The sequence below is a fragment of the Thermostichus sp. MS-CIW-23 genome, from assembly GCF_054059455.1.
This window is the reverse complement of record NZ_JBSSCC010000017.1, coordinates 16,593-37,833: the sequence shown is the minus strand read 5'-3', so window position 1 is coordinate 37,833 and position 21,241 is coordinate 16,593. Positions and strand designations below refer to the sequence as shown.

19 protein-coding genes and 1 pseudogene are annotated in these 21,241 nt (G+C 57.7%); 11 read left to right on the top strand and 9 right to left on the bottom strand.

Going from position 1 to position 21,241, the window contains the following annotated elements:
* Positions 1-105: 105 nt before the first annotated feature.
* Genes ACVW0B_RS07810 through ACVW0B_RS07790 form a run of 5 tightly spaced genes read right to left on the bottom strand, consistent with a single transcriptional unit; the run spans position 106 to position 6,061 of the window.
* Positions 106-756: a Rho termination factor gene (locus tag ACVW0B_RS07810; protein ID WP_414407019.1), complete on the bottom strand. Its 651-nt coding sequence runs from the start codon at positions 754-756 to the stop codon at positions 106-108.
* Positions 749-2,101 (bottom strand): AAA family ATPase, encoded by a 1,353-nt coding sequence (locus ACVW0B_RS07805; RefSeq protein ID WP_457491380.1) that lies wholly within the window; start codon positions 2,099-2,101, stop codon positions 749-751. The genes ACVW0B_RS07810 and ACVW0B_RS07805 overlap by 8 nt, the downstream gene beginning before the upstream one ends.
* Before the next feature lie 56 nt (positions 2,102-2,157).
* The gene (locus ACVW0B_RS07800) at positions 2,158-4,365 is read right to left on the bottom strand and encodes a phosphoketolase family protein (RefSeq protein ID WP_457491379.1); all 2,208 of its coding nucleotides are present in this window, start codon (positions 4,363-4,365) and stop codon (positions 2,158-2,160) included.
* Between the two features lie 34 nt (positions 4,366-4,399).
* On the bottom strand, positions 4,400-5,074 hold the full coding sequence (locus ACVW0B_RS07795) for a cysteine hydrolase family protein (protein WP_457491378.1): 675 nt from the start codon (positions 5,072-5,074) through the stop codon (positions 4,400-4,402).
* Between the two features lie 18 nt (positions 5,075-5,092).
* A complete protein-coding gene (locus ACVW0B_RS07790; RefSeq protein WP_457491377.1) occupies positions 5,093-6,061 on the bottom strand; it encodes an isopenicillin N synthase family dioxygenase in 969 nt (322 codons plus the stop codon).
* Between the two features lie 589 nt (positions 6,062-6,650).
* Between ACVW0B_RS07790 and ACVW0B_RS07785 the strand changes: the two genes are divergently transcribed.
* From ACVW0B_RS07785 to ACVW0B_RS07755, 7 genes are all read left to right on the top strand, one after another.
* The gene (locus ACVW0B_RS07785) at positions 6,651-7,121 is read left to right on the top strand and encodes a hypothetical protein (protein WP_414331929.1); all 471 of its coding nucleotides are present in this window, start codon (positions 6,651-6,653) and stop codon (positions 7,119-7,121) included.
* 151 nt (positions 7,122-7,272) lie between these two features.
* Entirely contained in the window at positions 7,273-8,355 is a 1,083-nt protein-coding gene (locus ACVW0B_RS07780; RefSeq protein ID WP_457491376.1) for a leishmanolysin-related zinc metalloendopeptidase, read from the top strand.
* Between the two features lie 142 nt (positions 8,356-8,497).
* Positions 8,498-8,776, top strand: a complete 279-nt coding sequence (locus ACVW0B_RS07775; protein ID WP_414342915.1) for a hypothetical protein — start codon at positions 8,498-8,500, stop codon at positions 8,774-8,776.
* Between the two features lie 60 nt (positions 8,777-8,836).
* On the top strand, positions 8,837-9,184 hold the full coding sequence (locus ACVW0B_RS07770) for a hypothetical protein (protein ID WP_457491375.1): 348 nt from the start codon (positions 8,837-8,839) through the stop codon (positions 9,182-9,184).
* Positions 9,184-10,083, top strand: a complete 900-nt coding sequence (locus ACVW0B_RS07765; protein WP_457491374.1) for a DMT family transporter — start codon at positions 9,184-9,186, stop codon at positions 10,081-10,083. Before ACVW0B_RS07770 ends, ACVW0B_RS07765 begins: the two co-directional genes overlap by 1 nt.
* 10 nt (positions 10,084-10,093) lie before the next feature.
* Complete coding sequence (locus ACVW0B_RS07760) at positions 10,094-11,206, top strand: glycosyl transferase (protein ID WP_457491373.1); 1,113 nt, start codon at positions 10,094-10,096, stop codon at positions 11,204-11,206.
* A 30-nt stretch (positions 11,207-11,236) separates the two neighbouring features.
* A complete protein-coding gene (locus ACVW0B_RS07755) occupies positions 11,237-12,538 on the top strand; it encodes a class I SAM-dependent methyltransferase (protein WP_457491372.1) in 1,302 nt (433 codons plus the stop codon).
* Between the two features lie 141 nt (positions 12,539-12,679).
* On the opposite strand, the gene ACVW0B_RS07750 is transcribed toward ACVW0B_RS07755, so the two are convergent.
* The gene (locus ACVW0B_RS07750) at positions 12,680-13,375 is read right to left on the bottom strand and encodes a hypothetical protein (protein ID WP_041436270.1); all 696 of its coding nucleotides are present in this window, start codon (positions 13,373-13,375) and stop codon (positions 12,680-12,682) included.
* Between the two features lie 302 nt (positions 13,376-13,677).
* Here ACVW0B_RS07750 and ACVW0B_RS07745 point away from each other — a divergent pair.
* From ACVW0B_RS07745 to ACVW0B_RS07735, 3 genes and pseudogenes are all read left to right on the top strand, one after another.
* Positions 13,678-13,861, top strand: a pseudogene (locus tag ACVW0B_RS07745) (hypothetical protein); the annotation flags it as partial.
* Between the two features lie 49 nt (positions 13,862-13,910).
* Entirely contained in the window at positions 13,911-14,981 is a 1,071-nt protein-coding gene (locus ACVW0B_RS07740) for a glycosyltransferase family 4 protein (RefSeq protein WP_457491371.1), read from the top strand.
* 131 nt (positions 14,982-15,112) lie between these two features.
* Complete coding sequence (locus ACVW0B_RS07735) at positions 15,113-17,278, top strand: amylo-alpha-1,6-glucosidase (RefSeq protein WP_457491370.1); 2,166 nt, start codon at positions 15,113-15,115, stop codon at positions 17,276-17,278.
* Positions 17,279-17,407: 129 nt separating this feature from the next.
* Here the strand turns inward: ACVW0B_RS07735 and ACVW0B_RS07730 are convergent, their stop codons facing one another.
* The 3 genes from ACVW0B_RS07730 to ACVW0B_RS07720 form a co-directional block, all read right to left on the bottom strand.
* Entirely contained in the window at positions 17,408-19,171 is a 1,764-nt protein-coding gene (locus tag ACVW0B_RS07730; RefSeq protein WP_457491393.1) for an ABC transporter substrate-binding protein, read from the bottom strand.
* Positions 19,172-19,457: 286 nt separating this feature from the next.
* Entirely contained in the window at positions 19,458-19,931 is a 474-nt protein-coding gene (gene ispF, locus ACVW0B_RS07725) for a 2-C-methyl-D-erythritol 2,4-cyclodiphosphate synthase (RefSeq protein ID WP_414417864.1), read from the bottom strand.
* A gap of 364 nt (positions 19,932-20,295) precedes the next feature.
* Positions 20,296-20,589 (bottom strand): TIGR02450 family Trp-rich protein, encoded by a 294-nt coding sequence (locus tag ACVW0B_RS07720; protein ID WP_414329949.1) that lies wholly within the window; start codon positions 20,587-20,589, stop codon positions 20,296-20,298.
* 286 nt (positions 20,590-20,875) lie between these two features.
* Between ACVW0B_RS07720 and ACVW0B_RS07715 the strand changes: the two genes are divergently transcribed.
* Positions 20,876-21,166 carry a hypothetical protein gene (locus ACVW0B_RS07715; protein WP_457491369.1) on the top strand — a complete coding sequence of 97 codons (291 nt, stop codon included), beginning with the start codon at positions 20,876-20,878 and terminating at the stop codon, positions 21,164-21,166.
* The last annotated feature ends 75 nt before the right edge of the window (positions 21,167-21,241 follow it).

Below are 21,241 nucleotides of genomic sequence, written 5' to 3'. Positions count from 1 at the left end.
GTGGCAGTAGCCATTCAAAGGGAGGCTTGAGGCAGGCATCCCACAGCAAGCGGAGTCGGGCCTCGGTGATGTGGAGAGGAGAATATGTTTTTGAAGGGATCCCTTTCAGCTCTCTCCCTCTGTTTTTTTCCGCGAGCGAGTTGAGGTCGCTTTCTTCGCGCCAGCGGATGCCGCAGATCTCTTGGATGATTTCTTCAGAGTAGGGGGCAACGCTGTAGGAGTTACGAAAAATACTTCCGATAGGGCATCCAGTTTTTTGCCTCGCGTAATTTTGCACCCAAGCTTGGTTATGGGGGTTAAGTCCTGCCACCAACTTCTATCCGCCTCTGCAATCCGGGCAGCTGCAATGGTTACATCGACTCCCTTGAGGGGACTGCTGGGTTGCTCGGCTAGGTATCTTAGCGCAGCCAAGATAGTCTCTCTCGATGTATTGGTCAAATTTACCTTCGGAACAATTTCTTTGGCGAGAATCTGGGCCTGCTTAACCTGCTCTGGATCAGGATCGACAACGATACACCATAGCCTTTCCAGTCCCGCTTCTTGAGCAACTGCATAGACAAAATGGTTACCAATGGCTTTGTACTGATAGTCGCCAGCCTCGACCACCAGCAGAGGAACCCAGTTGTGTCCTCCTGTCGCCCTTAGCTGATCTGCGGCTGCGGCAACAAGGAAGGAGGGAGCAGAAAACCCATCGGCGGGCGTAATGCTCTCAAGGGGTAAGTTAACCAACCTACCTAGATCTGAAAACTCACTCATCGATAAAGTACTCACGGGCAAGACTCTGGTAGTATTCTAAAACTCTCCTGTCCCTAAAGACGGCAGGAATTCGAGCAAAGCTTGCAGAGGATATCACTGCATAGTCAGGTATCCTAAAAATGCTTTTGTTTTCATTACCTCTCTTAAAATGCGGCCAGAAATATGGACGTAGATCTACACTTTTCTCCTGGTTGATAAGCTTATCTATCTCTTCGTTAGCTAGTTTAATAGTGTATTCACTTCCCGAAGAGACGCCGTTGAAAAAGATAGGCAAAGTCCTGGGGCCGCCATCCTGTCGTGACTTAGCAGTTTCTGGAACAAAGCTGGTGATTACTCTAGCAGCATTATTCAGGGAAGACAGATCGTCGGGGCGGGTAGGTATCAAAATAACATCGGCAGCAAAAACACCACTTTGGCTGAAGTAAAGCCATTGAGTTGGGCAGTCGATTAGGATGTAATCATACTCATTGCGAAGAGGGGCAATCAGATCTCGAAGGCGTCGGGTTCCCTTTTGGATATATGCTAGCGACTGGCTGTCGGTCAACGTCTCCAGCTCAGGGTCTCTTGGGATAATGTCGAAGATGGGAAGGGTAGTCTGCTTGCCTTTGAGTCTATATGTTTGGACAATGGCATGGATGTCTATTTTGGGATCCTTTAAACATTGCGTCAGTGTAATTTTTCCAGGAGTGGCTCCCAAACTTCTTGTCAGATCACCCTGAGAATCAAAGTCAACAACTAAGACCTTTTTTCTCTTGGTTGCTAGTGTTGTGGTTGCTAGTGTTGCCGCAAGGTTAATGATCGTCGTTGTTTTGCCTACGCCCCCTTTATTGTTATACACGCATACAGTCAGAGCGCGCTCATAGTTTTCTATCTTGTCTCGCAAGTTACGCACTATGCTCTCAATGTTATCTGAGCTAATATCAAGGTTTGCTGTAGCGGGGTGAACGACTTTTCCGTGCTTCCTCCAAAGCTGGATGTTATTTGCATTGGTGATAATTCCCCATTTTGCAGATTTGCAGTTCTTGGCAAGCAAGTAACTTTCTATCTGACAAACTGCATCTCTATAGCAAGATCCTTCTCTGAGATTAACCACTCTAGATTTTGCCTCCAAAAGCAAGTAGGGATTCTTCGGGGATCTAAAGAAAATATCTTCAGGATCTCCGTTCTTTCTTGCTGCGAGATCGACCTGGCCGCAACCTGTCTCGAGTTCATATCTAATTTCCGACTCGTCAAAGCCAAGCGCCTGCAGGAGAGGAAAAGCAAAGTGTTGGACAATAACTTGCTCTACCCTCTCGGTGGGAGATATCCTCTCAAGCTTCTCTCGGAGAGAGCTAGCCGCAGTCATAGGAAAAAATAGGAAAAAATAAGGTGGACAATGCTAACCAAGCTAAAAGCTCGCCCTCAGCATAGCAGTTGCTTGGCTCGTTCTGCTAGTGCTTGGGCTGTCAGGCCGTTGTAGTCCATCAATTCGGCGGGGGTGGCGGTGGTTTCCCCGCGTTTCCAGGCAAAAATGTCGCGCGGGCCAGTGTAGCGCAATGTCAGAGGCTCCAACATCAGGCTGGCCCCGCCTGTTACGCCGATGAGGGCCTCGCCGGCAAACCAAGCGGCAAATTCTTGGTCGGACATGAATTCCCCATCTGGCTGGGCACAGGTGGACCAGGCCACGTCGCCGGGGCGATACAGACGGCGGGGGTTAATCACCGAGACGATTTTGCAGCCGATCCCTTGGGCTTGGAGCTGTTCAGCCGCCTCGAACACGGGCAGGAGAATCATATCCCCCACCACGGCAAAGACCACGGTGCGGGATCCGGGAAACTCCTGAAGGACGATGCAGCCCTGCTCTACTGCTTGGCGGGCTTGTTCTAGGGTGGTGCGGATGGGCAGGGGGGTTTTGCTGGCGATGATAGGGATCCCTTTGTTGCAGGTGGATAGGGCCCATTCGTAGGCAGCTTGGGCACAGTTGGCATCCGGCGGGAAGAGGGGAAAGATGTTGCCGTTGCGCATCATGGCTGCCAGGTAGGCCTCAATTTCCGGGCGTTGGTGGGTCCAGCCGTTACGCCCCTGTTCCAGAGCGCCGGCAGTGAAGAGGGCAATGGCCGAGGGGGTGGGCCGGCGCAGCTCCGCCATGGCTTGGGTTACCGTCTGCCAGATGGGTAGGCCGTTGACGGCAAAGGACTCGTAGGAGCACCACAGGGAGCGTCCGCCGAAGAGGGCTAGGCCCGCCGTTAGCCCCGCGCAGGCATCTTCGCTCAGGGGTTCGTAGACCTGGCCTTGGGGCTGTTGGTTGTATAAGGGATCCACCGTGGGGTGAATCACCTTGAGACCTTGGTTCACATTGGCAATGCCGGAAGCTTCGTTGCCGTCGGCATTGGCCACCAAAAAGTCGGGATCTTTCTGCCCCACCTGCACCACCAGGGATCCGATGGCCGTGGTGGAAACCTGCTTGTCCCCCAGGGGAAACTCCGTCAGGTTCAGGGATCCCAAAGGCGGCAAAGGCCGAACGAACTCTGTAACCGCCACCTTGGCGGCTGGCCCCCCGGCTGCCCGTTGGCAGTTTTGTCGCACCAGGGCCCAAGCTGCCGGATGTAAGGCCCGCGCCCGCAGAGCCGCCACAATGTCCGGGTGATCCAGAGTGTGGTGGCCGTAGAGGTTGTGGGACTTGGATCCCTTGGCATGTACCCCAGCCCCCTTCAGTTGCTTGAGGATGAAAACCGTTAATTGTCCGCTCAGGGCTGATTGGATGGCTCGCTCCATTTCGATCAGCACCCTTTGGGCAAAGGCAAGGCGGGCTTCTAGGGAAAACTGAGTGCTGTCGACGTAAGGGCCAGGCTGTTGGGCATCGTCAAAGTCCTTGGCATCCACCAACACCACTTCCTCAAAACCGTTGCCCCGCCAATACTCGATCATCTGGGCGTTGCTGGCGGTGGAGATCATGCTGTGGTGTTCTTGGCTGTAGCCGTTCCAGACCAGCACCGGCAGGAAGTTGGTGCGCTGGGGGAAGGCGGTGTGGAAGTGAATCATGGAGCTCATCACATAGGGCTCTCCCAGGCCGCCATCCCCAATCGTGACCGGGAAGAGGCGATCCGGGTAGAGTAATGCCCCCGCCATGGCAAAGTGCTGCCCCTGCCCCAGCGGCCCAGCCGGTGCCAGCAGCCCGGGAATGTAGCCGGATAGGTGACCCAACAGCCCTTCCCGCTCTCGAAAACGGGCCCGCAGGTCGGCGACGGTGTGGATGCCCATCTCGGCCAGGGATCCATCCAAAAACATGGCCGCGTAAAAGCCCGGCGCGTGGTGCCCGACTTCGGTGGGGATGTTCTTCTGGCCCAGGTACACCAGAGCGGCATAGGCTTCTGCTTGGCTGGCAAATCCCCCTGGGTGGCCTGAGGCTTTGCTGGCGGTCATTTGCAGGGTGAGGTAGCGCAAGGCATCGGCATAGAGCAAGGTTTGGTAGGCGGCCATACGACTGCCGGGATCCCTCAGTTTCCCGGTGCCGGCATCCACTGCGGGCGCCTGGCCCAGGCGGTCAAATTCCGGCCAGGGATCCCCGAAGTACTGGATCCCTTCGCAAAAGGCGGGGACTTGGGCAGTTGCCTCCTGAGCCAGTGTCATCGGTTCAGCCTCACGCTTGTTGGGTTATTCACACTCACTGTAAACCCGATAACGCTTTTTGGATGTTCTGAGCAGAACTCGTCCAGCCGACGATGCCCCCTTGCGCCCGGATCATCTCCAGGGTGGCTTGCTTGAACTTTGGGAAGTAGCTGGCGGTGCAATCTTCCACCAGCAGGCACTCATAGCCGCGGTCATTGGCCTCGCGCATTGTGGTTTGCACGCAGACTTCTGTGTTTACTCCGCTGAACAGCAGGTGGGTGATGCCGCGCTTTTGCAAGATTTCTTGCAGCTCGGTGGCGTAGAAAGCCCCTTTGCCGGGTTTGGGGATGACGATCTCTCCCGCAAGCGGAGCAAGCTCAGGGATGATGGTGTTGCCCGGCTCTCCGCGAATCAAAATCCGCCCCATAGGGCCTTCATCCCCAATGGTCAGGGATCCCTTGCCGCGTTTGCGCTTGCTGGGCAGGCAATCGGAGAGATCTGGCTGGTGACCCTCTAGGGTATGAATGACGGTTAAGCCCTTTTGACGAAAAAAGTCCAGCAGCCCCTTCAGGGTGGACACAATGGATCCCAGTTGGGTGACATCATTGCCCAGCATCTCCCCAAAGCCGCCTGGTTCCAGGAAATCTCGCTGCATATCGATGATCACCAGGGCCAACTGAGACAGACTGGGAACGTCATACTCGTAGGGCAGGGCCGGGATCCGAAGCATAGAGACCTACAGTTGGGATCAATGCTGGGGCGGGGATCCTGCCTCGGCCAGGCCAATTTCCCTCAACCGCTGGGCCAAGTATTCTCCGGCAGTCAGGGAAGGGAACCGAGGGATCCCGCCGGTGCGGGCCACACAAGTCGGCAAGGGCGTGAGATCCACCTCTGGCCGCGGATGCACAAAGAAGGGAATGGAAAAGCGGCATTCTTGAGGGTTGTCGGGGTTGGTCACCCGATGGGTGGTGCTGCGCAACAGGCCATTGGTGAGGTTTTGCAGCATATCCCCAGCATCGACAATGATCTGACCAGGGAGGGCCGAAATGGGCAGCCAAGATCCATCTCGTTGCAGAAGCTCTAGACCTGGTGCGGTGGCTTCACACAAGAGCGTGATCAAGTTGATGTCTTCATGGGCTGCAGCTCGTAAACTCTGGGGAGAGGCTTCAGCGGGAAGGGGCGGATAGTGAATCACCCGCAAGAGATTGGCTCCTCCTTCCACCGCTTTGGGCAAGTATTCGGCAGGCTCCCCCAGATACAGAGAGACCGCCTGCAACAGGCCCTGGGCACAGGTTTCCAATTGGGCGAACAGCTCTAGCATCACCCTGCGAAATTGGGGCACCTCCCGAGGCCAGATGTTGGCAGGAAGGTGGGGATCCCCTTCGCGCCCGATGTGCCAAAACTCTTTCATGTCAGGATAGGGATGATCTTTGGCGTGTTCTTTGCCAAAGGGGGTGTACCCTCGTTGCCCCAGCAGCGCCGGATCCTCATAGGCTCTCTTGGTTGGCTCTGGCAAAAGAAAAACGGCTTCTGCGGCTTCATAGGCTTCCCGGATCAATTCCGGCGATAGGCCATGGTTAACCAAGGCAAAAAAGCCAATCTGTTGCAGCGCTTCCCCCACCTGGCGGACAAACTGCTCCCGCTCACCTGACGTTCCGTTTTGAAAGGCGGCGAAATCGACAACTGGCAGGGTCTGGCGTTGGGGAGTGGTTACCACGGCAAAAGTCGTCTCCGGCGAAGAGTCAACGCTATTTCTAGGCAGCGGGCTTGGTGTCCTATGCTATCCTTCCTAAGAAGCCAAGGGGAGAGTTCTGAATCGAAGACGGTCTGTTCGGGGTTCATCTACAATATCTAGAGTCTAAAGCCGCTCGGCTATTCACCTTCCCACAAGATGTAGGTAAAACCCTGCCAAACCTCTGTTGCCTTTGCCTGGAGATTGCACCTTAGTAGTGATTAGTAGTGACCTGTGCCCTTTTTGGAAGGCTGTGATAAAGTCGATAGAAGCAAAGCTATGGATTGATTTTGCCTTGAGAGCAGTCTGAGCCCTGGGTAGGCGAAATGGAGGGAGTTGTTCTGTTGTTGCAGTGGCTTAACTTGGTAAGGCAGGGCAGGCTACTTCTTCCCTCTTTAGCCGATTAAAGTTTTTGTGAAGTTAGGGATTAAGTTGGGGTCTCTGTTGCTTGTCAGCTATAACCGCGCCTAGAATTGCCGAGGATTGATGTTTCTGGAGATGGTTTGCAGACACTATTGATTTTGCTTTCCTTTGCTTGCTCTCAATCTATTGACCTTTCGAGACCGACTGCTCTATGACAGACACTCATCCCTGTGCCCCCTGTATTGTGAATACGGGAACTTTGGTGAACAAGCGGGATATTTACCGACTCCTATCCGATTTGGCCCGTGTTCGCTACTTCGATATTGTCGATGGCTCAGTGCGGAAGCAAGGGGAAGGCTGCGTGGTGGATGTTTTTCAGGATCCCACTGCTGCCACACTGGTGGTAAACCGTAGCCTCTACTTAAATGTGAACAGCTTTGACTATGCCTGTCTGCGGGATCCCGCTTCCGAAGAAGAGATTGCCAACCTGGGCAAGGAGCAGCCGGGCGTGGTTATCGACTTGGTTCAGGACGGACGTATTCTGCGCTTGGTTCCCCTGGTGGAGCCGCGTTCGGATCCCGAGGAGCTCTTGGGGGATAACCAGGCGCTGCGGGCAGCGGTGGATGTTTTGGCTGCGGGCTGGGGCATAGAAGAGGAAAACTCTTCCGACTCCTCAGATTGAGAGATCCTGACCTGAAAATATAGACCTCCAAACCCATCTCTTCCTGGCCTTGAAGTTGACCGGTGCGGTGTGACGCAAATCATGCTCGGGAGGATGGTTGCAGCCGGTATGATCCAACTGGGCCGTGAGGCTCTTTGCGTTTGGGGGTGGTGTGAAGGTTTTTTCGGGGCAGCGACAGCTTCTGGGGAAAGTATGGGGTCTGCGTCTGCTTGGATCCCTGGTGGCTGTGCTTCTGGTACTGGCGCTCAAGGCCTGCGGGGGAAGTGGTGGCTCCTCTTCTGTGAGTGTCATTCCCACTCCCATTCCAACCGTCATTCCCACTTCTACTCCAACTGTCGTTCTCACCCCTACTCCGACTGTCATTCCTGCCCCTTTGCCCTCGCCAACGACTGCGCCTGCTTCCCAGTTCACCATTGACGTTCGCTTTCCCGACAACAGTCTCACCCCCACCCAGCAGTCGATCGTCCGCAATGCCGCTCTGCGCTGGCAACAGATCATCGTTGGTGACCAGCCGGATCTGCCCCCCACCACTATTCGGGCCGACGAATGTGATCGAGGGTTTCCCAGCACGCCACTCAATTTCCCCATCGACGATCTGTTGGTGGAGGTGCGGGCCAGAAATCTCGGCGACGAGCGAATTTTGGGGGGAGCTGCTCCCTGTTTTGTACGGGCCTCTAATGGTCTGCCTTTTTACTCCGTAGTTCTGTTCAACAGTCAAAATCTATCTGCCCTGGAAGAACGAGGGGATCTGCCCATTACCGCCCTGCACGAGTTGGGCCATGCCTTGGGCTTTTTGCCCAGCGTCTGGGATCCCAAGGGGCTAACGGTGGGCTTGGTGGGACGGGATCAGCCTACGCCCCCTGGCTACGATCCCCGCTTCATCGGCCCCAGGGCGGTCAGCGCCTTCGCCACGCTGGGAGGAAACGCGCCCTCTGTTCCTTTAGAAAACGAGTTTGGGGAGGGATCCCGAGATTCCCATTGGCGGGAGAATGTCTTGGGCCGCGAGCTGATGACCAGCCGCATCGACCGGGGGGTAGCCAACCCCTTAAGCATTCTCACCGTCGAAGCAATGGCAGATATCGGCTATGACGTGAACCCGGCAGCGGCGGATGGCTTTGCTTTGGGGCGCGGCAGGGGGGTCTCTCAACCTTTGGAGCTGCAAGAGCTGGAGTTGACCCTACCCCTACAGCGATTTGACGCCGAGGGCAGGCGGGTGGGGGATCCCCAGGCCTAAGAAAAGGAGTATATCTACTCATGGCCAAGAGGCTACCTTTTAACAATAATGAAGGTCGAGTTGTATAACTTCACAACATCGACATAACATCGACAAGTTCTCAACATCGACAAGTTCTCACCTCATCTCTTTGCAATTGGCTATGGGTATCCTCAAAAAGCTTTTCGGCGGCCTGTTCTCCTTCTTCGGCATTCTCTTCGGTGGCTTGGTGGATTTTGTTACCGGGCCTTTTCGTCCTGCACCGGCTTCCCCCAGCTCTGCTCCGGTGGCTACAGCTGTTCCTGCCAACAAGCCCAAGGTGGTGGTGGAGAAGCCTTTTGTGCCCAATGAGATCTCGGCTCCGCGTCCTAACCGTCGCCCTGGCCCGGCTTTGGATGTGTTCCGGGCTATGGTTCAGGAGATCCCTTCGGCGCGGGCTTAGTCTGCCCATCTTCGGGAGCAGCTCGTAAGATGGAGGTGACACCGCTGGAGACTGCTCTCTATGTCCGATCTCTCTTTCTCAGAACAAGAACGGCTGAAACAGCTTGAGCGTGAACTGGAGCAAGCGGCGGCGGCCTCTGGGGATCCAGGAACATCCGTTGCGTCTCAGGGGAAAAGTGCCGTCCGAGCTTGGATTGAGACTTGGGGGCGTCCACTGGTGACGGTCTTCGCCATTCTGGGCTGTATTCTTCTGGTCGGGCTGTTCTTCCGGGTTTTCGGCACCGTTCTCAGGTGGGCAGTGGTGGCGGGGCTGGGCTATCTGCTCTATGCCTGGGTGGTGGCACCGCGGCTGGGCCTTCCCACCGGAGCTAAGTCGAAGCAAGAGGACAGCAATCTCGACAGCTTTTGATGCCTAGGGATCCCTGGCGAGCCTATGTTTACTTGGCGGCGGCCATCTTGGGCTGGGCCACGGCTGCCAGCGCTTTTAAGTTTGGGTTGCGGTACCTGTCGCCGACGGTCTTGCTGATTTTTTCGGCATTGAGCTCTTGCCTGATCCTGGGGATCGTTTTGGTGGTTACAGGGCGGGCGAGGTTGATCGGCAGGCAGAAGGGATCCCAAGTCCGCCTATCGGCCCTTCAGGGGCTGCTCAACCCCTTCGGCTACTATGGGGTGTTGTTCCAGGCTTATGACCGTCTGTCGGCTCAGGCGGCGATGGCTCTGAATTACACTTGGCCGCTGGTGCTGGCTCTTCTGGCGGTGCCGCTGCTGGGAGAGCGCTTCCGTTGGCGGCTGGTGTTGGCCTTGGGGGTGAGCCTGCTGGGGGTGGTGCTGGTGGCTACGGGGGGATCCTGGGGCACCTTGCAGGCGGGGGATCCCTGGGGGGTCCTGCTGGCGGTGGGCAGCTCTGGAATCTGGGCGCTCTACTGGCTGCTCAATGTGCGGGATGGGCGAGATGCGGTGCTGAAGCTGTTTATGGGGTTTTTCTTCGGCAGCCTCTATGGCCTGCTACTGCTGCCGTTTCAGGAGGTCTCTTGGACAGTTGCGGGGCTGGGTTGGGCGGCTTACATTGGTCTGGCGGAGATGGGCCTGACTTTTGTATTTTGGCTGCGGGCTCTGGAGTTGGCGGGCCATCGGGGATCCCTGGCCAACTGGGTGTATGTGACGCCCTTTTTGTCGTTGGGGTTGATTGCGGTGCTGTTGGGCGAGAGGATTGCGCTGGGATCCGTGCTGGGCCTGGGTCTGATTTTGGCCAGCAATCTGTGGGGATCCCGTAGGGAAAAGTCCCCCGCAGATCCTGTTCTGTCTTGAGGTGGTCGCGATGAATCCCGTTCCTCTGTATGTGGCGGCAACAGCTCACGGGTTTGGGCACGTTACCCGTCTGGCGGCGGTCGTGAATGCTTTGCTGCGGCGGGATCCCCATGTTCTGCCCATCTTTGTTACGCCGGCTCCCCGCTGGCTCCTGGAGCGTTACGTGGAGGGGAAGTTTCTCCATCGGCCGCGGGCGTTGGATGTGGGGGTGGTGCAGCCGGATGGGCTGCAAGCGGATCTGCCGGCTACGTTGGCTGCCCTCAAGGCGTTTAAAGCCAGCGCTGCGGAGCTTGTTCGAGAAGAAGCGGATTTCATTCGAGCCCAGGGGGTGCCTTTGGTGTTGGCGGATGTGCCGCCCATTGCTGCGGCGATTGCCCAGGCTGCTGGGATCCCTTGCTGGATGGCCAGTAATTTTGGCTGGGATTTCATCTACCAAGAATACGGCCCGGAGTTTCAACCGTTTGTGGCCTGGATCCAGGAGCTCTACGGGCAGTGCGACCTTCTATTTCGCCTGCCTTTTAGCGAGAGCATGGTCGCGTCAGCGGTGCGGAGCACTAGCGCTTTTCCGCGTCAGCGGGAGGTGGGGCTGACGGGATCGGATCCCCGCTACCCACCAGAAGAGGTCGCCGCCCAGTTGGGGTTACACCCGGATCAACCCAGGGCTTTGTTCACCTTTGGCGGGCTAGGGGTACGGGGGTTTCCTTACGAGCGGCTCCAAGATTTTCCCGACTGGCAGTTTCTCACCTTTGATCCGGAAGCTCCCCCCTTGCCCAACTTGCGGGTTTTGGATGGGCAGGTGTGGCGACCGGTGGATGTGATGCCCCTCTGCCGCTGGGTGGTGTCCAAGCCGGGCTATGGCACTTTGGCGGAGGCCCTGCGCAGCCGCACACCTATGGCCTGTGTTACCCGCTCTGGGTTTGCCGAGTCGCCGTTGCTGGTTGAGGGTTTGCGGCGCTATGGCTGGCATCGCATTCTCTCGCCAGAGGAGTTTTTTCAAGGATCCTGGGACTTTTTGCGGGATCCCGCCCACCCACCCCAGAGGCCGGATGGATTGGATCTGCAGGGGAATGAAACCCTGGCTGCTGCCTTAGAGGCATTCCTGCGGGGAAGGGATGCCGGGTAGCATAAAGGGCAGCTTCCTGCAGCGGATCCCATGGCCAGCAGCTCGACAGAATCTCTGCGGCAACTGTACGAAGAATTGCCCTACCCCAATGTGGCGATTGAGGCCTCGGGCCGCAACGCCATTGACGGGTTGTACCGCCTAAGTTTGACCACCGCCCAATACGCCCGCACCCGCGCCATTGTGCCCAGCGAAGGCGCTCTCATTTTGAATGCTGGCTGCGGCTCTGGCTGGGAAACGTTGATCCTGGCGGAGGCCAATCCAGGGGCGCGGCTGGTGGTGTGCGACCTGTCGGCAGAGTCGGTACGGGTGACGGAGCGACGCTTGCGCTACCACGGTTTCGGAGAGGTGGAGTTGTATGTTCTCGACCTGTTGGATATCGAACAGTTGGGGTTGGAATTTGACTTCATCAGCCTTAACGATGTGCTCTATCTGCTGGACGATCCGGTGGCGGGGCTAAAGGCGCTTAAGCGGGTTCTCAAACCTGACGGGATCCTGCGGGCCAACCTGCACCACGCCTACCAGCGGGAGGTCATCTTCCGCATGCAAGAGGCGTTTCGGCTGCTGGGGCTATTTGATCTGCCCACCCCCGAAGCCTGTCAGCGGGTGCGGGAATTCATGGCCAGTTTGGCCTCGGACGAAATGCGGGCAGCCCTGCGCTGGAACCCTGAGATCTACAAAGACGACACCAACATCCGGGCCAACTACCTCTTGCCAGGAGACAAGGGCTTCCTGATCCCCGACCTGATGCGCATGCTCGAGGAAGCTGAGCTGGGCCTGGTTTGTCTGGTGGACTATGCCGACTGGGATCCGGCGCTTTTGTTCAAGGAGAGGGCCATGCTCCCCTGGCTGCAAGCCGAGCTGGACAAACTCTCGCCTGCCGACCAGAATCACTTTTATGAGCTGATCTACCCCAACCATCGCCTCATTGACTTTTGGGCGGAACACCCCGGCTCTTCCTTGGTCTTGCCCTGGAGCGACGCCGATTGGCTGGGGGGCAGAGTGCAGCTCAACCCCATCCTGGCCGACAACGTCGAATTTCGCCAAAACTTTGCCAAAGCTCACGAGAAAAAGCTGGAGTTTGCTATGAATTGGCCGGGATCCAGCTATGGGCGCCTGACCATCTCAGCCCCTCAGATGGCTTGGTTGGGATCCCTGTTGCAGGGGCCAACGGCAGTGAAAGCCTTGATTGAGCAAGCGGCCCAGGTCAACAAGTTAGAGCTGGAAGCGGCCCGGGAGGAAGTGCTCACCTACCTGGCAGGGCTGGAGTCGTTTTTGTTTGTGATGTTGGATCCTGCACCCGTTCCAGGAGAAGGAGTTTTTCCAATCGCTTGAGATCCCCGAGCCTTTCTCCCAAGGGTAGAGGGAAGCCAATGGGCCGGTTCACGGCAATTTGGAACGACTATTGAGGGATTGAGGCTCTGCCGGGCTGCAAGAACGGTCTTGGGCAGATGTCAGATGGGGAGGGATCCCTCTCTAGCGATCCACCAGGCGCAGCTCGAAGGTGAGGATGTTGGCGGCCAAAATCTCCAAAGCCCCGCCCTCAATGAGGTCGCGAGTGAGGGCAGCCCCGGAGCCACTTTGTTGGATCAATTCGCGGCTGCGGCGCACCGTCTCCTGTCGCTGGGGGTCGTCCACAACCACCTGCCGCTGATTGGACAGGCTGAGGCGATAGAAGTTGGGCAAATCTCCCCGGGTGGCATCAATGGCCAGATTGGTCTCTTCGGGGGCCACACGGAAGGGGGCGCGAGCGGTGAGCAGAGCCACCTGAATATCTTGATCCCGCCCATCGAGACCCTGCAGCTCGGAGATATCGATCTGGAAGTTGAGGGTATCGCGGTCGCGGGTGAGGCGATTGACCCGTACCTGGTTAAAGCCGACCGCAAACTCTCGTTCCGGCTCTCCAAACCGCTGGATGGTGGCCTGCAAGACCGACTCTTCGTTGAGGGGGGTAACCCGAATGAGGTAATCCCAGTCCCGCACAAAGGTGTACTCGTTGAGCCCCACACGGACGTTGGGATCCACCAAGTTGGCGGTAGGGCCAGGGCTGCCGGCCCGGCTGAGAGCTACCATGTACCAGTAGTTGGGGCTGATGGGCAAACCCAGGGTCATGCGTACTTCCAGCACTGGCCGCGCCCAAGCGGCAACAGCTGTGAGAGCCGTTATGGCCATGGCTCCCAAGCAACTCCACAGCCAGCGCTGAGGAGGAAAATTAAGCTGCGGCGGGCAAGAGCAAGTGATGGCTGGGGTTCTCATTCAAGCCTCTTCAACTCTCCGGCAGGTGGCGGCAGCCTGAACTCCTTTCCTGCTCACTCTGGAACAGTCTAGCCAGGAATGGCGTGCCCTCAACAGGGGATCCCAAGGGTCGGCGGCGGAGCGCCAGCAGAAGTTTTCGTTAAGCAGTGATGATTCGGTGTGGAGCATGACTCTAGTCAATAATAAGCTCAACTATACTGAAAATAATGTATAATATGTTCAGTACGGATTACTACCAGTTGATCTTTCTGTTTACTTTCGAGTCTGCCAACATGGTAGCCAAAGCAAAGCAGAAAATTGGTAGTAAGACGACACGGAAACTGCGCTTTGGGTATTCTACTCAAAGCTTTGCGGGATACCGCCATTCTGGTTGGAAACAAACAGAATGCTATCGCTGCATAGTTGAACAGTGATGTTCAGCAGTGTTCAGCGTAAATGTATCAGGATGGCTATGCGCATTGCTCAGATTGCCCCTTTGCATGAGAGTGTGCCCCCCAAGCTCTACGGCGGCACTGAGCGGGTTGTGTCTTGGCTCACCGAAGAGCTGGTGCGGCGGGGGCATGAGGTGACGTTGTTTGCCAGCGGCGACTCCCAAACCCAGGCTCGCCTCATCCCCTTTCGGGAGCGGGCTTTGCGTTTGGATCCCACGGCCATCGACACGGTGGCTCCTCATATTTTGATGGTGGAGAAAGCCTTTCAGATGGCCGACGAGTTTGACATTATCCACGGCCACATCGACTACTATCCCTATGCCCTGGCCCGTCGCCACCCGCAGGTTTCTTTTTTGGCCACCCTACACGGGCGACTGGACATTCCGGAGCTGCAGCCCCTCTACACCGAGTTTCAGGACATTCCGGTGGTCTCCATCTCCAACGCCCAGCGGCTGCCGCTGCCCCAGGCCCGCTGGGTGGGGACGGTCTACCACGGCTTGCCCCTGGATCTCCACCGTTTCTATCCAGAAAAGGGGGACTACCTGGCCTTTTTGGGCCGGGTCTCCCCGGAAAAAGGGCTGGACACGGCTATTGAAATTGCGGCGCGGGCAGGGATGCCGCTGAAGGCTGCTATCAAGATCGATGCGGTGGATCGCCAGTACTACGAGTTAGAAATTAAGCCTTTGGCCAGTCGCCACCCCAATGTGGAGATCATAGGGGAAATCACCGACCAAGAGAAAAGCGAGTTTTTGGGCAAGGCCTATGCGGTGCTGTTTCCCATCCGCTGGCCGGAGCCCTTTGGGCTGGTGATGATTGAAGCGATGGCCTGTGGCACGCCGGTGATCGCCACACGCTTTGGCTCCGTGCCGGAGGTCATGGCCGATAGCCGCTCCGGTTTTATTGTCGACTCGGTGGAGGAAGCAGTGGAGGCTGTGGAGAAGGTGGGATCCCTGAGCCGAGCCGGGGTGCGGCAGGTGTTTGAGGAGCGGTTCAGCGTGGAAAGAATGGTGTCGGACTACGAGGCTCTCTACCGCCAACTGGTGAACGAGCGGCAGGAGATGTCGCGAAGAAGGCAGCTTAATAAGGCTTAGATGGGCCAAGTAGCAGCTAGGGCTGCTGGGCTGCATCGGGGGGCCCCTGCTTCTTCGCCTTCTTTGAGTGGACCGATAGCAGTAAGCTGTTCGCGTAGGAGACCGGCTGGATAGGGATCGAGAAGACCGAGATGGCAGAAGACATCATCCAAATTCAAGAGCAGTACTACATCCGGGCCAGCGCCTCTTGGGTGGAGGCACGCTCTCATGTTCTCAAGCATGACAACTGCTTTGCCATCTTTGACCGGCGAGGGAACATGCGCCCCCTCGGCATCCGGGATCATGGCCTCTTCCGGGACGACACCCGCTTTTTGTCCCGCTGGGTGTTGGACTTGCAGGGAAAGCAGTTCCTGCTGCTCAGCTCAGAGGTGCGGGAAGACAAAGATATTTTGGCGGTGGATCTGACCAACCCGGAGTTCACCACCTCAGAGGGGCAGTTTATCGGTCAAGATACCCTGCATGTTCTACGGACTACTTTTCTGTGGAACAACGTAGCCTACGAGCGCATTCGCATTCACAACTACGGCTCGGAGCCGTTTCGCGTGCCGATTACCCTGCGCTTTGAGGCGGACTTTGCCGATATTTTTGAGATCCGGGGCATCCGACGGGCCCAGCGGGGTCAAGTGCTGCCGGCCCAGGTGAACCCTGAGGGAGTGGTTCTCCGCTACCGCGGCTTGGATGGAGTGGAGCGGCAAACCCAGTTGCAATTTTTGCCGGCGCCGGAGCTAGTGTCGGAGAAGCTGGCGCAGTGGTGGGTGCCTTTGGCCCCGCAGGAGGAACGGGATTTGGAGCTGAGGGTGATCTGCAGCTACGGCGGGGAGGAGATTGCCCCTTTGACCTACCAGGAGGCTCTGCAGGCGGAGCGGGAGCAAAGGGCTTCCTTGCGGGCGCAAGCCCACCGGATCGACACCGGCAATGCTCAGTTTAACGATTGGCTCAACGCCTCACGGGATGATCTGCTGATGATGCTCACCCGCACTCCCTACGGGCTTTATCCCTATGCGGGGGTGCCTTGGTTTACCACGGTCTTCGGGCGCGACGCCCTGATCACCGCCCTGGCCACTCTCTGGTGGTTTCCAGACTTGGCGCGGGGGGTGCTGCTGTATCTGGCGGCCCACCAGGCCCAGGAGGTGGATCCCAGCCGCGATGCCGAGCCTGGCAAGATCCTGCATGAGCAGCGCTCCAGCGAGATGGCCAAGACGCGCGAGATCCCCTTTGGCAATTATTTCGGCAGCATTGACTCCACCCCTCTGTTTGTGGTGTTGGCAGGACGCTATGTGCAGCGCAGCGGCGATCTAGAGCTGTTGCGGCAGCTCTGGCCAAACATCGAAGCAGCCCTGCACTGGATGGACACTTACGGGGATGCGGACGGGGACGGCTTTTTGGAGTATGCCGGCAAGGCGCGGCGGGGCCTGCGCAACCAGGGCTGGAAAGATTCTGAAGATGCCATCTTCTACCCGGACGGATCCCTGGCAGAACCCCCCTTGGCCCTGTGCGAGGTGCAGGGCTATGCCTACGAAGCTAAGCAGTTGGCAGCAGAGATGGCCGAGCTGCTGGGGCGGCAAGAGCAAGCAGCCCAGTTGCGACAACAAGCGGAAAAGCTGCAGCAGCAGTTTTGGGATCACTTCTGGTGCGAAGAGTTGGGGGGCTATGCCCTGGCTTTGGATGGCCAGAAGCAACCCTGCCGGGTGCGCAGCTCCAACATGGGCCACTGTCTGTTTTCGGGGATTGCCCATCCCGAGCATGCTGCCTGCATTGCCCGGCAACTGCTGGAGCCAGCTTTCTTCAGCGGCTGGGGGATCCGCACGGTGCCGGAGGGAGAGGGGCGCTACAACCCCATGTCCTACCACAATGGCTCCATCTGGCCCCACGACAATGCCTTGATTGCCGCAGGCTTATCTCGCTATGGCTTCAAGGGCGAAGCGGTGCGGGTCTTGACAGCGCTGTTCGATGCCAGCCAGTTTCTGGAGCTGAAGCGGCTGCCTGAGCTGTTTTGTGGCTTTCGGCGGCGACAGCGGGAGGGCCCCACCCTTTATCCGGTGGCCTGTCTGCCCCAGTCTTGGGCGGCGGCCAGTGTGTTTTTGCTGCTGCAGGCTTGTCTGGGGCTGGAGATCGACGGGCTGGCTCAACGGGTACATTTAACCAAGCCCACTCTGCCCCTGTGGCTGCCCCATGTCATTCTTGAGAATGTGCAGGTGGGCCAGGGATCCCTGGACATCGGTCTCTATCTGCAGTCAGGAGGGGTGGGGATCACCGTCCTCAGGAGTGTGGGGGACGTGGAATTGACGGTGAAATAGTTGCAAAATTCAAGACATCCGCAACACAACCTACAACTAAGTTTCACCTGCCAAATGTGGCGATAGGGACACAACTCAACAGTTCAGACAGCCTCTCCCTATCCCACATCACCCACATCATCAGAAGTTCTACTCTTGAATGTAGAGCTGATCCAAATTCCACAATGGCCCCAGAATGGGTCGGGGATCCACCCCTTGAATGCGGTTGCGCAGGGCTGAGAGAACCAGGGGGTTGAAAGTGCCAATTTGGGGCAGCTGTTCCTGAATGATGATTTGAAACCGGTCGTAGAGGGCCTTGCGCTTTTCAAAGTCTAGCTCCCGCACCCCTTCGATAAAGATGCGGTCGATCTCCCGTTCCCAATCGCTGACCTCAACCCCTTTTGCCGGGTTGCCGGGCAAATCTCCCAGATTAAAGAGGTGCAAACGGCCGTCGCTGCGCCAGATGTTGGAGCCGTTGTTGGGCTCGGTGCCGCCGCCACCAAAGCCCAGCAGCAGGGTTTCCCAGTCGCGGCTATCGGTGCGCTGCACCAGGGTGTTGAAGGCGATGGGGGTAAAATCAACGGTGATGCCGATCCGCTCCAGATCAGCTTTGATCAACGCGCCGGTGGCCTCCCGCTGATTGTTGCCGGCGTTGGTGAGCAAGGTGAAACGGACACGGTTGCCCTCGGAATCCCGCAGGTGGCCCTCAGCATCATAGGTGTATCCGGCATCGAGGAGCAGTTGCCGCGCTTTTTCAGGGTTGTAGTCGTAGGTGGGCAAGCCCTCTTCGGGGCTGAGGTAGAAAGGGCTGGCGGGGGAGAAAACCGAGTGCTGGATCTCGCCCAACCCTTGCAGAACGCTATCTACGTAAAACTGCCGGTTCATGGCATGGGCCACCGCCCTGCGGAAGTTCAAATCGTTGAACCAGCGGCTTTTGACGGGATCCACAAAGGGCCGCCCGGTCTGGGGATCGCGGGCGCGGCTGAGGTTGAAGGCAAAGAAATTGTTGTTCAATGTCTGGCCGAGATTGTAGATGGTGAACTGATCCCGTTCTTCTTCCCGCTTCAAGAGCTGAAAATCTCTCCCCCGCACCGAAAACACGTCGGTCTCGCCGGAGCGAAACTGCAGCAGCGCGGTGTCGTCTGAGTCCACAATGCGCAGGATTACCCGTTCAATGCGCGGGATCCCTTCCCCCTTCCAGTAGTAGGGATTGGGCCGGTACACCAGCCGTTGGCCAGGGGTGTATTCCTGCATGACATAGGGGCCAGCCCCCACCAATTGCTGCACCGGCGTGTCGATACCCCAGGTTTGCAAGAAAAGGGGGTTGCCCCGGCTGTCCAACTGCTCGACAGTGGGCTCGAGGATGTGCTTGGGCAAAATAGGGGATCCGGCCTGCAGCAGAAAGGGAGCGAAGGGCTCCGGCAAAACGAACTCAATCCGCCGCTCGTCCAGCGCCCGCACCTGAGGCAATGCTCCGGCTTCTCCAATTCGCTTCACATCCCGCGCAGAAGTCGGGATCCGCTCGTTGAAGATGATGCGGTTAAAGGTAAAGTCCACATCTGCTGCCGTCAGGGGCTCTCCATCCGACCAGCGCAGCCCCTCCCGCAAGGTAAAGACATACCGCAAGCCGTCCTCAGACACTTCCCAGCCTTCCGCCAGCTCCGGTTTGGGCAAGAGGGTATCCTCATCCAAGGTGACCAAGCCCGCCTCTAGGTAGGCGATAGCGTCGCGGCTAGAGCTTTCGGCGGCCAAATAGGTGTTGAAGGTTTTGGGATCTGAAGTCACTGTGGCGATCAAATGGGGCGGGCGGGCAGGGGCAGCACAGGCACCAAGCCAGAGCAGGAGGATCCCTAGTAGAGAGACAAAAAGGTTCCTCCTGAGTCGGTTTGCCGAGGTGTTGTTTTGGCCCGCCATTTCTTTTGCCAAGTCGTTGTTCCAAGCAAGTTTGGGACGGCTCGCCCGCATCCCGCGCCCTGTGGCCCAAGCGCTCCGCGCTGCTGAGGCCCTCACCCCCAGCCCTTCTCCTAGAGGAGTAGCCCCCCTCCCGGCCCCTTTCCCAGAGGGAAAATTGGGGATCCAGGTAATGGGTGGTTTGACTGCGACTTGGGCAGATTCTGCGTTTTTGAGGGAGCGGTTGCTTGCCAGTTTGGCAGCTCGGGCAGGGCGATGACCAGGTTCTTTTCAGACTCTGCTGGGAAGGTTAGCACTCCAGCAACAGGGCTACTGCGAAGGCAGCAATGGCCTCTCCCTGACCTATGGGGCCCAGTTTTTCGTTAGTAGTAGCCTTGACCCCCACTTGCTTGGGGGAGATCTGCATCGCCTCTGCCAGGCGGGCCTGCATGGCGGGGATGTGAGGTTTGAGCTTGGGCTGCTCCGCCACCACCACACTGTCTACATTGGCAACGCACCAGCCCTCTTGGCCCACCAGCTGCACCACTTGCTGTAGTAAAAGGATGCTATCTGCCCCTTTCCAACGCTCTTCTTCAGGGGGGAAGTAGTAGCCAATATCCCGCAGAGCGGCAGCCCCCAGGAGAGCATCCATGATGGCGTGGGTGAGGACATCGGCGTCGCTATGGCCCAATAGCCCCTTTTCGTAAGGGATCCGGATCCCGCCCAGGATCAGGGGGCGCCCCTCGACGAGGCGGTGGATGTCGTAGCCCTGGCCAATGCGCACTTTTCCGGCTCCCTTGGGAAAACCATCGAGACCCTTGTCGACCATCGCCCCCTCCGAGGAGCTAGGGGGATGGGAGTCGAGTAACCGACAAGCAGCTTTTGAGAACGCCTCTTTCTATTCTGCCGGCTCCAGAGGGGAATAGCAGATGGGACAAGACGAACCACTGTAGCAGTCGAAGCAGATGAGGTGAGACTTCCCGTAGGGATTGGCGCAGCGCTTGGCCCACTGATAATCGCTGTAGCTAAGATCTTTTCCGCAAACGTCACATCTGGCCATCCCGCTTTCTTCTCCTCAAGCTTCCGAATTAAAACACCACACTAGAGAGATGATCCTAATCGATCCCTGAGCCCCAGCTTGAGAGAAACTATCCCCCAGCCCTGTCCAGAAGGGGATCCTGCCGCCCACAGGGGATCCCGTCTTCGAGAGGCGTCCAGCCCGGCTGCCAAAGATCCCGGTTCTTCAGGGTGGCCGCGTTGACCCAGAGGCGCACCTGGGGATCGCAGACGGCTCTGAGCTCGGCAAACACCAGCCCTCCTTCCCCTTGTTGGCGAGCGGTGACCTGAAAATGTCGCCAACCCAGAACAGGCTGAACGGAAGTCCATTTGGAGCCGAGGAGATGCGGGAAAGGCTGTTTCCGACGGGGTTTGTTGCGAGCCACGGGACGGAGGGTGCGAGCGGGTAAGGGATGAAAGGGACCCAGCTTTCCGGCCATTCCTGAGGACGGCAGCGGGGATCGAGGGGAGCGGCAAAGCCAGCCGAGATCCTGAGTTTCCCTCAGATCCGCCTGTGACTCGGTATGATCGAGGGGATCCCTTTCCACTCCAGCCTATCCAACCATGGAGCAGCACCGGCAACGGCTTCAGTTCTCTTTCTGGCAGGCAGTCTCGAAGGGAGGCCTTCTGTTTCTGATCCTGGCTGGCCTAATCTTGGGAACAGGCCTGCCCTTGGGAGCGGCAACCGGCCCCACTTTGTCCGGCAAACTTACGGGGCCAGAGTGGCGACAAGCAGACCCGGAGGCCAAGCAGGACTTTTGTCGCAAAGCCTTTCAAGCGTTTCGCGCCTCTCCTTCCCAAAGCTATATCATCAGCTCCAATGTGCAGGCTTTGACCCCAGAAGGTTTGTGTCGGCGCTTGGATCAGTTTTATCAATATGCCGTCAACGACGAGATCCCCATCAACCAGGCGGCCAATATTGCCCCATTGCTGTTTTCAGACTTACCCCTGGAGCAGCCTTGATCACTGTGGAGCGCTTGGTCTGCTGGGGACAAAGGCGGCGGGCGAGGATCTGGGCCCAGCTCTCAACAGTTTGGC

Bases quoted from the DNA above. Each gene is read 5' to 3' on its own strand.
- ACVW0B_RS07810 (WP_414407019.1), bottom strand. From the start codon at position 756: ATGAGTGAGTTTTCAGATCTAGGTAGGTTGGTTAACTTACCCCTTGAG.
- ACVW0B_RS07805 (WP_457491380.1), bottom strand. From the start codon at position 2,101: ATGACTGCGGCTAGCTCTCTCCGAGAGAAGCTTGAGAGGATATCTCCC.
- ACVW0B_RS07800 (WP_457491379.1), bottom strand. From the start codon at position 4,365: ATGACACTGGCTCAGGAGGCAACTGCCCAAGTCCCCGCCTTTTGCGAA.
- ACVW0B_RS07795 (WP_457491378.1), bottom strand. From the start codon at position 5,074: ATGCTTCGGATCCCGGCCCTGCCCTACGAGTATGACGTTCCCAGTCTG.
- ACVW0B_RS07785 (WP_414331929.1), top strand. From the start codon at position 6,651: ATGACAGACACTCATCCCTGTGCCCCCTGTATTGTGAATACGGGAACT.
- ACVW0B_RS07775 (WP_414342915.1), top strand. From the start codon at position 8,498: ATGGGTATCCTCAAAAAGCTTTTCGGCGGCCTGTTCTCCTTCTTCGGC.
- ACVW0B_RS07770 (WP_457491375.1), top strand. From the start codon at position 8,837: ATGTCCGATCTCTCTTTCTCAGAACAAGAACGGCTGAAACAGCTTGAG.
- ACVW0B_RS07765 (WP_457491374.1), top strand. From the start codon at position 9,184: ATGCCTAGGGATCCCTGGCGAGCCTATGTTTACTTGGCGGCGGCCATC.
- ACVW0B_RS07760 (WP_457491373.1), top strand. From the start codon at position 10,094: ATGAATCCCGTTCCTCTGTATGTGGCGGCAACAGCTCACGGGTTTGGG.
- ACVW0B_RS07755 (WP_457491372.1), top strand. From the start codon at position 11,237: ATGGCCAGCAGCTCGACAGAATCTCTGCGGCAACTGTACGAAGAATTG.
- ACVW0B_RS07750 (WP_041436270.1), bottom strand. From the start codon at position 13,375: ATGGCCATAACGGCTCTCACAGCTGTTGCCGCTTGGGCGCGGCCAGTG.
- ACVW0B_RS07740 (WP_457491371.1), top strand. From the start codon at position 13,911: ATGCGCATTGCTCAGATTGCCCCTTTGCATGAGAGTGTGCCCCCCAAG.
- ACVW0B_RS07735 (WP_457491370.1), top strand. From the start codon at position 15,113: ATGGCAGAAGACATCATCCAAATTCAAGAGCAGTACTACATCCGGGCC.
- ACVW0B_RS07730 (WP_457491393.1), bottom strand. From the start codon at position 19,171: ATGGCGGGCCAAAACAACACCTCGGCAAACCGACTCAGGAGGAACCTT.